This is a genomic window from Streptomyces graminilatus (assembly GCF_001418565.1).
In the GTDB taxonomy this organism is placed as follows: domain Bacteria; phylum Actinomycetota; class Actinomycetes; order Streptomycetales; family Streptomycetaceae; genus Streptomyces; species Streptomyces graminilatus.
Genome location: NZ_LIQQ01000562.1, coordinates 1 through 11483, shown reverse-complemented (window position 1 = coordinate 11483; position 11483 = coordinate 1). Strand labels below are relative to the sequence as shown.

The 11483-nt window shown below is 69.8% G+C and carries 12 protein-coding genes; 5 read left to right on the top strand and 7 right to left on the bottom strand.

The window, feature by feature from the left end; translation table 11 throughout:
- The coding region (locus AOK08_RS36525; RefSeq protein WP_055534064.1) for a hypothetical protein at positions 1–442 on the top strand (442 nt) is incomplete at its 5' end.
- A 33-nt stretch (positions 443–475) separates the two neighbouring features.
- Here AOK08_RS36525 and AOK08_RS36520 read toward each other — a convergent pair.
- From AOK08_RS36520 to AOK08_RS36510, 3 genes are read right to left on the bottom strand one after another with little or no spacing between them, the layout of a single operon-like run.
- Positions 476–2896, bottom strand: coding sequence for an ATP-binding cassette domain-containing protein (locus tag AOK08_RS36520; RefSeq protein WP_055534053.1), 2421 nt, complete (start codon positions 2894–2896; stop codon positions 476–478).
- 44 nt (positions 2897–2940) lie between these two features.
- On the bottom strand, positions 2941–3351 hold the full coding sequence (locus AOK08_RS36515; RefSeq protein ID WP_055534051.1) for a VOC family protein: 411 nt from the start codon (positions 3349–3351) through the stop codon (positions 2941–2943).
- Positions 3352–3361: 10 nt separating this feature from the next.
- Positions 3362–3880 (bottom strand): helix-turn-helix transcriptional regulator, encoded by a 519-nt coding sequence (locus tag AOK08_RS36510; protein ID WP_055534050.1) that lies wholly within the window; start codon positions 3878–3880, stop codon positions 3362–3364.
- Positions 3881–3981: 101 nt separating this feature from the next.
- Between AOK08_RS36510 and AOK08_RS36505 the strand changes: the two genes are divergently transcribed.
- The 3 genes from AOK08_RS36505 to AOK08_RS36495 all read left to right on the top strand — a co-directional run bounded on the left by AOK08_RS36505 (position 3982) and on the right by AOK08_RS36495 (position 7395).
- Positions 3982–4935: a sigma-70 family RNA polymerase sigma factor gene (locus AOK08_RS36505; RefSeq protein WP_079054480.1), complete on the top strand. Its 954-nt coding sequence runs from the start codon at positions 3982–3984 to the stop codon at positions 4933–4935.
- A 148-nt stretch (positions 4936–5083) separates the two neighbouring features.
- Positions 5084–6676 (top strand): rifampin monooxygenase, encoded by a 1593-nt coding sequence (gene rox, locus AOK08_RS36500; protein WP_277816057.1) that lies wholly within the window; start codon positions 5084–5086, stop codon positions 6674–6676.
- A complete protein-coding gene (locus AOK08_RS36495; RefSeq protein WP_157876951.1) occupies positions 6673–7395 on the top strand; it encodes a hypothetical protein in 723 nt (240 codons plus the stop codon). The genes rox and AOK08_RS36495 overlap by 4 nt, the downstream gene beginning before the upstream one ends.
- Positions 7396–7433: 38 nt before the next feature.
- Here the strand turns inward: AOK08_RS36495 and AOK08_RS36490 are convergent, their stop codons facing one another.
- Positions 7434–8279 carry a transglutaminase-like domain-containing protein gene (locus AOK08_RS36490; protein WP_055534046.1) on the bottom strand — a complete coding sequence of 282 codons (846 nt, stop codon included), beginning with the start codon at positions 8277–8279 and terminating at the stop codon, positions 7434–7436.
- Positions 8276–9823, bottom strand: coding sequence for a MocR-like pyridoxine biosynthesis transcription factor PdxR (gene pdxR / locus AOK08_RS36485; RefSeq protein WP_055534044.1), 1548 nt, complete (start codon positions 9821–9823; stop codon positions 8276–8278). The genes AOK08_RS36490 and pdxR overlap by 4 nt, the downstream gene beginning before the upstream one ends.
- A gap of 95 nt (positions 9824–9918) precedes the next feature.
- Here pdxR and AOK08_RS36480 point away from each other — a divergent pair, with 95 nt between their 5' ends.
- A complete protein-coding gene (locus tag AOK08_RS36480; RefSeq protein ID WP_055534042.1) occupies positions 9919–10227 on the top strand; it encodes a putative quinol monooxygenase in 309 nt (102 codons plus the stop codon).
- Between the two features lie 75 nt (positions 10228–10302).
- Here AOK08_RS36480 and AOK08_RS36475 read toward each other — a convergent pair whose 3' ends face one another.
- Positions 10303–10665, bottom strand: a complete 363-nt coding sequence (locus tag AOK08_RS36475) for a hypothetical protein (RefSeq protein WP_055534039.1) — start codon at positions 10663–10665, stop codon at positions 10303–10305.
- Positions 10666–10710: 45 nt separating this feature from the next.
- Positions 10711–11196 carry an SMI1/KNR4 family protein gene (locus AOK08_RS36470; RefSeq protein ID WP_241827245.1) on the bottom strand — a complete coding sequence of 162 codons (486 nt, stop codon included), beginning with the start codon at positions 11194–11196 and terminating at the stop codon, positions 10711–10713.
- Between the last annotated feature and the right edge of the window lie 287 nt (positions 11197–11483).

Sequence of the window (11483 nt, the reverse complement as noted above, 5' to 3'; positions counted from 1 at the left end):
AGGGCGGGGTCGATCCGGGGCGAACCCTCTCCTGCCCCGGATCGACCCCGCCCTCGGGCCTCGACTGGCCGCGCTGGGCTGCGAGTTGGTGTGGGCCACGACCTGGATGGACGAGGCGAACGACTGCGTCGCCCCGTGGCTCGGCCTGCCGGACCTTCCAGTGGTGCACTGGCCGGAGCAGGACCCTGAGTTCGACGACCAGCCAGGCCCGCCCGGTGTGCCCGGTGTACCCGGTGTGCCCGGTGTGCACTGGAAGACCCGCCCTCTCGTCGAGCTGGCGGCCGGGCGGGACTTCGTCTGGCTCGACGACGAGGTGACCGGCGCCGACCGTCGGTGGGTGGCCGAACACCACCCGGGGCGGGCCCTGTTGCACCGTGTCGATCCCCGACACGGGCTGCGGGACGCGGACTTCGCGGCCGTCGAGGAGTGGATCCGGGCGTAGGGCGACAGGGGCAGCGGTTGGCGCGGGGTGTGTTCAGGCGCCCACGTACGCCGCCAGGTGCTCCCCCGTGAGGGTGCCGCGGGACGCCACCAGGTCGGCCGGGGTGCCCTCGAAGACGATACGGCCGCCGTCGTGGCCCGCGCCGGGGCCCAGGTCGATGATCCAGTCCGCGTGGGCCATCACCGCCTGGTGGTGCTCGACGACGATGACCGACTTGCCCGAGTCCACGATCCGGTCGAGCAGGCCGAGCAGGTGCTCGACATCGGCGAGGTGGAGGCCGGTCGTCGGCTCGTCGAGGACGTACACGCCGCCCTTGTCGCCCATGTGCGTGGCCAGCTTGAGGCGCTGGCGTTCGCCGCCGGACAGGGTGGTGAGGGGCTGGCCCAGGCTGAGGTAGCCGAGGCCGACGTCCGCGAGCCGGTCGAGGACGCGGTGCGCGGCCGGCGTACGCGCCTCGCCCGCCCCGAAGAACTCCTCCGCCTCCGCCACCGACATCGCGAGCACCTCGCTGATGTCCCGCCCGCCGAGGTGGTAGTCCAACACCGCCGGCTGGAACCGCTTGCCCTCGCAGTCCTCGCAGGTCGAGGCCACGCCCGCCATCATCGCCAGGTCGGTGTAGATGACACCGGCACCGTTGCAGGTGGGGCAGGCGCCCTCGGAGTTGGCGCTGAACAGGGCCGGCTTGACCCCGTTGGCCTTGGCGAACGCCGTACGGATGGGGTCGAGGAGACCGGTGTACGTTGCCGGGTTGCTGCGTCGGGAACCCCGGATCGGGGTCTGGTCGACCGCCACCACACCGTCGGCGACCGCACCCGGGGTGTCGATCAGCGACCCGTGGATGAGCGAGCTCTTGCCGGACCCGGCGACACCCGTCACGACGCACAGCACCCCGAGCGGGATGTCGACGTCGACGCCCTGGAGGTTGTGCTTCGTCGCGCCACGGATCGGCAGCTTTCCGGTGGGCTTGCGCACGGAATCCTTGAGACTCGCCCGGTCGTCGAAGTGGCGGCCGGTGACCGTGCCGCCGGTCCGCAGCCCCTCCACCGTGCCCTCGAAGCAGACGGTGCCGCCCGCCGTACCGGCGCCGGGGCCCAGGTCGACGATGTGGTCGGCGATCGCGATCACCTCGGGCTTGTGCTCGACCACGAGCACGGTGTTGCCCTTGTCGCGCAGCCGCAGCAGCAGGTCGTTCATGCGCTGGATGTCGTGCGGGTGCAGACCGATCGTCGGCTCGTCGAACACGTACGTGATGTCGGTGAGGGCCGAACCGAGGTGCCGGATCATCTTGACGCGCTGCGCCTCACCGCCCGACAGGGTGCCGGAGGCGCGGTCGAGGGCGAGATAGCCGAGGCCGATCTCCACGAACGAGTCCAGCGTGTGCTGGAGCGCGGTGAGCAGCGGTGCCACCGAGGGGTCGTCGAGGCCGCGTACCCACTCGGCCAGGTCCCGGATCTCCATCGCGCACGCGTCGCCGATGCCGATCTTGCCGATCTTCGACGACCTGGCGCCCTCGCTGAGCCGGGTGCCGTCGCACTCGGGGCAGGTGGCGAAGGTGACCGCCCGCTCCACGAACGCCCGGATGTGCGGCTGGAGCGCCTCCTTGTCCTTGGACAGGAACGACTTCTGGATCTTGGGGATCAGGCCTTCGTAGGTGAGGTTGACGCCGTTGACCTTTACCTTGGTCGGCTCGCCGTAGAGGAAGTCCCGCATCTCCTTCTTGGTGAATTCGCGGATCGGCTTGTTCGGATCGAGGAAGCCCGACTGGGCGTACAGCTGCACGGTCCACTGGCTGTCCGACTTCCAGCCGGGGATGGTGAACGCGCCCTCGGAGATCGACTTGGAGTCGTCGTAGAGCTGGGTGAGGTCGATGTCGGAGACCGCGCCCCGGCCCTCGCAGCGCGTGCACATACCGCCGGTGCGGTTGAAGGTCGCCTTGACGGTCTTCGTCCTCTCGGCACCGCGTTCGACGGTGATCCCGCCGCTCGCCCGGACCGAGGCCGTGTTGAAGGAGTACGCGCTGGGCGGCCCGATGTGCGGCTGCCCCAGCCTGCTGAACAGGATGCGCAGCATCGCGTTGGCGTCGGTGGCGGTGCCGACCGTGGAACGCGGGTCGGCACCGAGCCGCTGCTGGTCGACGATGATCGCGGTCGTCAGCCCTTCGAGTACGTCGACCTCGGGCCGCGCCAGCGTCGGCATGAACCCCTGGACGAACGCGCTGTACGTCTCGTTGATCAGCCGCTGCGACTCGGCGGCGATCGTGTCGAACACCAGCGAACTCTTGCCGGAACCGGAGACACCGGTGAACACCGTCAGCCGACGCTTCGGCAGCTCGATACTGACGTCCTTGAGGTTGTTCTCGCGCGCGCCGTGCACACGGATCAGATCGTGACTGTCGGCACCGTGCGGCGGCGTACCGGACGCCGCCTGCGAGTCCGTCCTCGGGGTCGTGCTCATCGGGTCTCCGTCTCGACTGGGATTCCTACTGGCTGAGGTGGCGGCTAGCTCTTCGGCTTCTGCGAGATCCGTACCAGGTTGCCCGAGGGGTCGCGGAACGCGCAGTCGCGCGGGCCCCACGCCTGGTCCATGGGCTCCTGGAGAACCTCGGCGCCGGACGCCCGTACCTGCTCGAACATGCCATCGAGATCGTCGGTACGGAAGACGAACATCGGCATGACGCCCTTGGTGAGCAGCTCCTGGAGAGCGTCGCCGTCGGCCTGCGAGCGGCCCGCGTGCGGGTTGGAGAGGACGAGTTCGAGATCCGGCTGCGCGGGGCTGCCGAGGGTGACCCAGCGGTGTTCGCCGGACGCGACGTCGTTGCGGACCTCGAAGCCGAGCGCGTCGCGGTAGAAGGCGAGCGCCTCGTCGGGGTCGTTGACAGTGATGTGGCAGTACTGCAGTGCGATGTCCATGCAGACAACGCTAGGCGGCGGCCGTACGGCCCGCTTCTCGAATCCTGCTCGGTACCTTTCCGGCCCCGTTCCCGGTGTCCCCGGCGGGTGTACCGGTGGCCGGAACGGCCGGAACGACGTCCGTGCTCGGCCCGTTTCTGCTCGGCCTGGTCTGTACCTTCGCCACGCAGGCGGGCATCGCCGTCACCGCGTCGTGCTCCCGGGCCCGGTACGCGCTCGGTGTCTCCCCGACGATCTCGGTGAACCGGGAGCTGAACGAGCCCAGCGACGTACAGCCCACGGTCATGCACGCGTCGGTCACGCTCATGCCGGCGCGGAGCAGGGTCATCGCCCGCTCGATCCGGCGGGTCATGAGATAGCTGTACGGCGTCTCGCCGTAGGCGGCCCGGAACCGCCGCGAGAAGTGTGCCGGTGACATCAGCGCGTGCTGGGCCATCGTCGGCACGTCGAGCGGACGCGCGTACTCCCGGTCGATCAGATCCCGGGCCCGGCGCAGATGCGCGAGGCTGGCGAGTTCCTGCGGGTCCATTCCGCGACCGTACCACCGGGCCCCGGCGCCGGTACGGGGTCCGGGCAGGCCCCCGGCATAGGATCCAGGCCGGTACCCGTGGACGCGGAGGCATCGGCATCATGGACGAGCGACGGCCCCTCACCCGCGATTCCCGAGATTCCTGCGATTCCCGAGATACCCGCGACGCCCGCGACTCGCTGGACGAGGCCGCCCAGGTGTTCGAGGGGCTGCGCCCGCGCCTGTTCGGTATCGCCTACCGCGTCCTGGGCAGCGTGTCCGAGGCCGAGGACGTGGTGCAGGACGCGTGGCTGCGCTGGCAGGGCACCGACCGGAGCGCGGTGCTGGCTCCCGGCGCGTTCCTGGCGAAGACCACGACCCGGCTGGCGATCAACGTGGCCCAGTCGGCGCGGGTCCGCCGTGAGGCGTACGTGGGGCCGTGGCTGCCCGAGTTCGTGGACACCGGGGTGGATCCGCAGGTCGGCGCGGAGCGCGGCGAGGCCCTGGAAGTGGCCGTACTGCTGGTCCTGGAGAAGCTGAACCCCGTGGAACGGGCCGCCTATGTGCTGCGGGAGGCCTTCGACTATCCGTACGACGAGATCGCGGACATGCTCCGGCTGGCCCAGGCCAACACACGGCAGCTCGTCAGCAGGGCCCGCAAACGGCTGTCCGCCGAACGCCGGGACCCCGTCGACGCGGCGGCGCACCGGCGGCTGCTCGAAGCCTTCGTCGCGGCGGCACGGCACGGTGACGTCGCCGCGCTCGAGAACGTGCTCTCGGCCGATGTCGTCGCCTACGCGGACGGCAACGGCATGCGTGGCGTGGCCCGGCTGGAGGTCACCGGTACCGGACGGGTGGCGCGGATCAGCGCGTTCGCCCAGAAGTTCTTCCCCGGGGCGGACTACGGCCTGGTCGAGGCCAACGGCCACCCCGCCATGCTGCTGACCAAGGACGGCACAGCGGTCGCCCTGATGAGCGTCACCGTGGGACCGGACGGCATCGACGGGCTGTACTGGATCCTGACGCCGGAGAAGCTGCGGGCGTACGAGCGCTCGGCGAGGAGGACAAAAAGATAAAGACAGGGAGTTCATGTACTCCCTGCCACTCTCAACATATAGCGCACAGGGGGGCTTGCGGCAAGGCCCCGGTCGTGCCGCAGAATCGTCGGCCGAGGCGGCCCGGACCTGCGGAAATCGCGGAGATCACGGAGTCGAGGCTGCCGAAATGGGGGTATTCGCAATGGACACGACGGACACGACGGACACGACGGACGCGACAGGCACGACACGTACGGCGGACGCGACGGTCGCGGCGGACGTGATCGTGGTCGGCGGCGGCCCCACCGGCTTGATGCTGGCCGCCGAGCTGCGGCTGCACGGCGTACGGGTGCTCGTGCTGGAGCGGGACGCGGAACCGACCCCGGTCGTACGCGCGCTCGGTCTGCATGTGCGCAGCATCGAGGTGATGGACCAGCGCGGTCTGCTGGAGCGGTTCCTCGCGGAAGGGAAGCGGTACCCGGTCGCCGGCGGTTTCTTCGCGGCGATGGACAAGCCCGCGCCGGCCCGGCTGGACACCGCTCATCCCTACGTACTCGGCATCCCGCAGCCGGTAACCGACCGCCTGCTGTACGAGCACGCCACCGGTCTGGGCGCCGAGGTCAGGCGCTCCCGCGAGCTGGTCGGGCTGAGCCAGGACGAGCGCGGGGTGACCGCCGAGCTGGCCGACGGCACCCGGCTGCGCTCGCGCTACCTCGTCGGCTGCGACGGCGGCCGAAGCACCGTACGCAAGCTGCTCGGCGTCGGTTTCCCCGGCGAGCCCGCCCGGCGCCAGGCGCTGCTGGGCGAGATGAAGGTGGGTGTCGAGCGGGAGACGGTGGCCGCCGTGGTGGCGGAGGTCCGCAAGACGCAGAAGTGGTTCGGCCTGGGCCCGATGGGGACCGACGGCGTGTACCGCGTCGTGGTCCCCGCCGAGGGAGTGACCGAGGACCGCACCGTCCCACCGACCCTCGACGAGGTCAAGCGCCAGTTGCGGGCGTACGCCGGTACCGACTTCGGCGTGCACTCCCCGCGCTGGATCTCCCGCTTCGGCGACGCCACCCGGCTGGCCGAGCGCTACCGCGTGGGCCGGGTGCTGCTGGCCGGCGACGCGGCGCACGTCCACCCGCCGGTCGGCGGGCAGGGGCTCAACCTCGGCATCCAGGACGCGTTCAACCTCGGCTGGAAACTGGCCGCGGAGATCGGCGGCCGGGCCCCGGAGGGCCTGCTGGACAGCTATGAATCCGAACGGCACCAGGTGGCAGCCGACGTGCTGGACAGCACCCGCGCGCAGACGCACCTGATGTCCACGGACCCGGGCCCTCAGGCCGTGCGCCGGCTGCTCTCGGAGCTGATGGACTTCGAGAACGTGAACACGTACCTGATCGAGAAGCTCACCGGAATCGGCATCCGCTACGACTTCGGTGAGGGCCACGACCTGCTGGGCCGCCGCATGCGGGACCTGACGCTCAAGCGGGGCCGCCTCTACGAGCAGATGCACGACGGACGGGGCCTTCTCCTCGACCGAACGGGCAGCCTCTCGACAGCGGGCTGGACGGACGTCGTCGACCACGTGATCGACGACGCCCAGGAACTCCACGGACAACTCCACGGACAACTCCACGGACAACTCGGCGAACTCGACGTCCCCGCTGGGCTGTTGCTGCGGCCGGACGGATACGTGGCATGGGCCGGCGAGGACCAGAAGGATCTGGACGCCGCGCTGTCCAGGTGGTTCGGCCCTGCCCGGTCGGGGACGACGGCGGGCCCCGCAACCGCATGATGACGTGGGACGAGAAGGGCCTGTCCGGTCTGCAGGCGGGCCTGGCACACGAAATGCTCAGCGGAGTAACGGAGTTCGCGACCGGGCGGGGAGTCCGGCTCGTGCGCGGCGTCGTGAATTCCCCGGACCGGCGCGGCGTCGGCCGCGTCGTGCTGTGGGACGGCGAGCGCCTGGACACGTCAATCGCCTTCGACCTCCCGCTCACGGACACACCCGGCACGAACATCCCCTCGCCGGACCTGGCGTCTGCCCTGCGCACCGCGTTGGCCACCTGCTCCGACGACGAGGTCGAGGGCGCACCGCGAGACCCCTTCGGTATCCCGGTGATCGACGCCTCAGCCGCCGTCCACGACTTCGTGGACCGGCCACGATCCCACCTCACGGACGCACTGCGGGCCGCGGCGGCGGCCTTCTCCGCCCCCGAGAGGCCGGACGAGCCGTCGGAGTTGCGCCTGCGCGGCTTCCTGCTCCTGGACCGGGCCACATGCCGGCTCTACTTGGACACTCCCGCGTCACAGGCCGAGCCGCCGTTCGGCGTCGACCTTCCTCTTCGGGAGGATGACGGCTCGGTCGTGGCCGGTGTGACAGGAGCGCACGCCGTGCTTCCGGTCCTCCTGGCAACGGGGGAGCTGGAGAGACTGCGAAGGGACGACGTTCACGTCCACGACCCTTACTGCCGGGCGGTGTACGACATGGTGGCCTGGCTTACGGGGCGTTGACCGAGCCGAGGGTCAGGACCCTCTCGGCATGGCGCACGTCAGCCGATCATGTGGTTGGGAACCGTGAGGTGTTCGTGGGCGAACAGCTCGGCGAGGGCGGCCGGATCCTCGCTGCGGCTTGCCTCGGCGACCGTGTCGATGAGCTGGTCGTAGTCGGGGCCGGTCCTGCCCTCGTAGGCCTCGGTCATCCGGCCCCACTCGTCCCAGGGCAGCATCTCCAGCTTGCGGAGGGCCGCGAGGTCACGGACCGCGTTGCCGCTGATCTCGGCGGGACCCCAGGCGTGATCGGTCCCGGCCACGCCGTACATGTGCGGGTCGATCAGTCCCTCGCGGTACTGGATCCAAGCCTCGCCACCGGTCAGGAACTCACCCGGCGCGAGGTCCTCCGGGCGCTCGGTGTAGCCGTGGCCGAGATGTTCCGTGTCGACGCGTACCCAGCGCCGTTCGCCGGTGTTCCAGTACTCGGTGATCCAGTGGTCGAGGCCGCGTCCCGCCTGGAAACAGGTGCCGAAGCCGCATCTGGCCCTGGCGGGAATGCCCCGAGCCCGCAGGATCGCGCAGGCGATGGTGGCGAAGTGGCGGCACGTACCCACCACCCTTCTCTCGGGTGGCCGGCCGTAGTGCAGGGGGCTGGGGTCCAGGGCGGTCAGCCGGGCGACCAGCTCGTTCACCGGCCGGATGTCCTTCTCCGCGAACCGCGTTTCGGGCAGGCCGAGTTCGGTGGCGTCGGCAGGCTGGATGACCAGGAGCTGCACGGCGGCACACATGCCGACCGGGTCGTCCGGCAGCTCCCTGATGAACCGTGACTGGTCTGCGGCGAGGCGCGTGAGCGGACCCGGTATGGAGTAGTGGGCGATGGAGTGGTCGAGCGCGTCATCGGTCATGACCGGGGATCGTAGAGGGCCCGACTGACATGCGGATGGTGTTCATTGGTTGCGCGTTGATCGGTCGAGGAGGCTTTCAGCTCGTCGCCGACGACCTCCGCGATCTGCTCGGCCGCCCACTGCGCGCGGCTCGGGGCGAGTCGGCCGTAGCCGATGACCAGGGCCGGCGGGTGGGGCCGGGTGGCGTACCCGGAGAGGGCGGCGGTGGCGATGCCACGGACCGCGAGATGTTCGGCGATCGTACGGTCGTCCAGCCCGGAGGGCAGCGGGACCAGCAGGTGCAGGCCCGCCGCGATGCCCTGGACCGGGCGGCCGGAGTCGCGGATGACGTCGTGGTGATCCAGCGCGGTCACGAGGGCGTCGCGGCGGGCCCGGTAGGCCTTGCGTACGCGGCGCAGGTGCCGGTCGTAGCCGCCGGTGTCGGCGAGCCTGGCGAAGGTGAGCTGGTCGAGGGTGCTCGGGCCGGCGGCCGAACTGTCGAGGGCGTGGAGCAGAGCTTGGCGCAGTGTGGGCGGCGGGACCATCCAGCCGAGACGCAGCCCGGGATGCAGGGTCTTGCTGACCGAGCCCAGATAGACCACACGGCTGCGGTCGAGGCCGGCCAGCGCGCCGACGGGTCTGCGGTCGTAGCGGAACTCGGCGTCGTAGTCGTCCTCGACGATCACGGAGTCGCACTCCTCGGCCCAGGCGAGCAGCGCCCTCCGGCGGGCGGGGGACAGGGCCGTGCCGGTGGGGAACTGGTGGGCGGGCGCGCACAGCACCGCCCGTACGTCCGTCTGCCGCAGCGCCTCGACGTCGAGACCTTCCGCATCCACGGCGACCGGCACGGTGGTCAGGCCGGCCGCGGCAGCGACCTGGTGCAGCCGGGGCCAGCCGGGATCCTCGACGGCCAGGTGCGGGACCCCGCGCGCGGCCAGTACGCGTGCCACGAGCGCAACACCATGGGAGGTACCGCAGGTGATGAGCACGTCGTCGGCCTCGACGGTCAGTCCGCGCACCCGGCTCAGATAGGCGGCCACGACCTCCCGCAACCGCCCCGCTCCCGCCGCGGGCGGGAAGACCGACGGCTCCCCGTCGGCGGAGGTGAGGACGTGGTGCAGGGACCGGGTCCACCCGCCCGCGGGGAACGCGGCCACGTCCGGCGTACCCGGCCGAAGGTCGGCCACGACCGGTGGCGGGGATGCGGGGGCCCGGTCCGGTTCACGTACGGCGGTGCTACGGGTGGTGGTGGTACGGGTGGTACGGGTGGGCGTGTGCAGGGCGGGATGGGATGTGACGCGGGTGCCGGAACCCTGCCGGGTCTGGAGCCGGCCCTCGGCGGCGAGCTGGGTGTACGCCTCGTTGACGACCCACCGGGAGCAGGCGAGTTCGGCGGCCAGCGCCCGGCTCGGCGGCAGCAGATGACCCGGTGCCAGGCGGCCCTCCGCGATCGCGGCCCTGATCCCACTCGTCAGGCGCTCGTACAGCGACCCACCGTCCTCGGACAGTTCGATGAGGAGGCCGGTGGCCTGATTGGTCCGGTGATTGGTCCGGTGGTTACCCATGAAATAGGACTGTATAGCCGGACCACATGCCTTTAGCGTCGTCTACGCACTGGTGGCACCCGGCCGCCGCGCCACGAACAGGAACATCCAGCCTGATGACGAACACCGAATCCCCCGCACTGACAGTCGTCGCCCAGTTGCGGGCCAAGCCCGGCAAGGAGCAGACGCTGCGCGAGGCGCTCACCGCGCTCGTGGCGCCGACGACGCGCGAGCCGGGCTGCGTCACCTACGACCTGCACGTCGATGTGGACGACCCCGCCGCGTTCTGCTTCTACGAGGTCTGGAGCACCCCGGCCGACCACGCCGCCAACCTCCAGACCACCCACCTCCAGGCCTTTGCGGCCCAACTGGACGACCTCCTCGACGGCGAACTCCACGTCAGCCTGCTGCGCCACATCGCCTGAATCCCTTTCCGGACCGCATTCCGGCGAGGGCCTTCCGGGACTTTGAGCGAGACGTAAGGATGCTGCTTGTCTCGCTCAACCTGAGGCAATCGGTGCCGTTTCGTGCTCGGCGGCGAACTCGTCGAGGAGCTCGAACAAGACCTTGATCGCCTGCTTCTCGTCCTCGGGCGGTAGGTCCCAGATGCTGTCCCAGCCGCCCGGGATCGCGATGTGGAGGACTTGGCCGGGCCATGCATGGTTGCAGTCACGGCCGCGGCGCGCGACGAGCCATTCATGCCAGCCGTCGAGTCCGTGCCCGCCGTGCCGGAGGGCGTGCTGGTCGTAGCCGGTCAGGAACGCGGTGAGCATGTGGAAGGAGGTCTTGGCGACGAACATGCCAGGGCGTTGGCCGACGTTGGCGAAGTACTCGCGCTCGCTCATCTCCGAGAGCTGTGTCATGCGTCTCTCCTTGGCCTGACCCGCGTCGGCCTCATGCGACCGGATTCAGCGGCAGAGTTTCATGATGGTGTCGTCGAAATCCGGGAAATCTTGTGTGGCCTGCTCGACGATGGCGACTGCCGGTGCGCGGTGGTCCGGTGCGAACTGTTCGGCGATAGCTGTCAGTTCACGATTGGGGCGGGGAACCCAGTCGGGTTCCGGGTCGTGCGTTGTGGATGCTTCCCATGGACCGAAGCCGTCGGCGAGCAACCAGAGGAAAGCGGCGAGATTCCGGGCGATGACGCCGGTCTCTCCTTCGGAACCGAGGAAGACGATGGGCTGCTCGACGAGTGGCTGACCTGGGCGGCTCAGCCAGAAGGCGACGTTTCCACCGGTGCCGTCCTGGCCGAACACACGGAAGTCGTCGCCGTTCAGCTCGCCATTGCCGGTCCATGCCCGGAACCAGTCGGTTGTCTCGTCAGCGGTGAGGAAGGCTTCGTAGGGCTCGAAGTCGACTTTGTCCTCGCCGATGCAGTCGAGCCGGACCTCCATGGCGGCGGCCAGGGCTATGGGGAAACGGCGGTCCCCGTTCGATGTCATGCGAACAGATTAATGATGCGGCTCGTCGCGAAGCCTTCCGCTCGCCCGAGGCATCGACTTACGTGGCCGTGGCCTGGAAGAGAGAGTAAGGCCTTCTGGACTGAGGCATATAGCCTCTCCAGAAATCCTCGGCATCCACCAGCCACCCCCACTTGGATGTCTCAGGAAGAGCGGGACTGCCTCAACTTCACAGGGACAGGTCGTGCTCAGTCACAACGGCTGAGACGTAGCTCGCTACT

Excerpts from the sequence above, each read along its gene's own strand:
- AOK08_RS36480 (WP_055534042.1), top strand. The coding sequence starts at position 9,919 with ATGACGAACACCGAATCCCCCGCACTGACAGTCGTCGCCCAGTTGCGG.
- rox (WP_277816057.1), top strand. The coding sequence starts at position 5,084 with ATGGGGGTATTCGCAATGGACACGACGGACACGACGGACACGACGGAC.
- pdxR (WP_055534044.1), bottom strand. The coding sequence starts at position 9,823 with ATGGGTAACCACCGGACCAATCACCGGACCAATCAGGCCACCGGCCTC.
- AOK08_RS36510 (WP_055534050.1), bottom strand. The coding sequence starts at position 3,880 with ATGGACCCGCAGGAACTCGCCAGCCTCGCGCATCTGCGCCGGGCCCGG.
- AOK08_RS36520 (WP_055534053.1), bottom strand. The coding sequence starts at position 2,896 with ATGAGCACGACCCCGAGGACGGACTCGCAGGCGGCGTCCGGTACGCCG.
- AOK08_RS36490 (WP_055534046.1), bottom strand. The coding sequence starts at position 8,279 with ATGACCGATGACGCGCTCGACCACTCCATCGCCCACTACTCCATACCG.
- AOK08_RS36505 (WP_079054480.1), top strand. The coding sequence starts at position 3,982 with ATGGACGAGCGACGGCCCCTCACCCGCGATTCCCGAGATTCCTGCGAT.
- AOK08_RS36495 (WP_157876951.1), top strand. The coding sequence starts at position 6,673 with ATGATGACGTGGGACGAGAAGGGCCTGTCCGGTCTGCAGGCGGGCCTG.
- AOK08_RS36470 (WP_241827245.1), bottom strand. The coding sequence starts at position 11,196 with ATGGAGGTCCGGCTCGACTGCATCGGCGAGGACAAAGTCGACTTCGAG.
- AOK08_RS36515 (WP_055534051.1), bottom strand. The coding sequence starts at position 3,351 with ATGGACATCGCACTGCAGTACTGCCACATCACTGTCAACGACCCCGAC.
- AOK08_RS36475 (WP_055534039.1), bottom strand. The coding sequence starts at position 10,665 with ATGACACAGCTCTCGGAGATGAGCGAGCGCGAGTACTTCGCCAACGTC.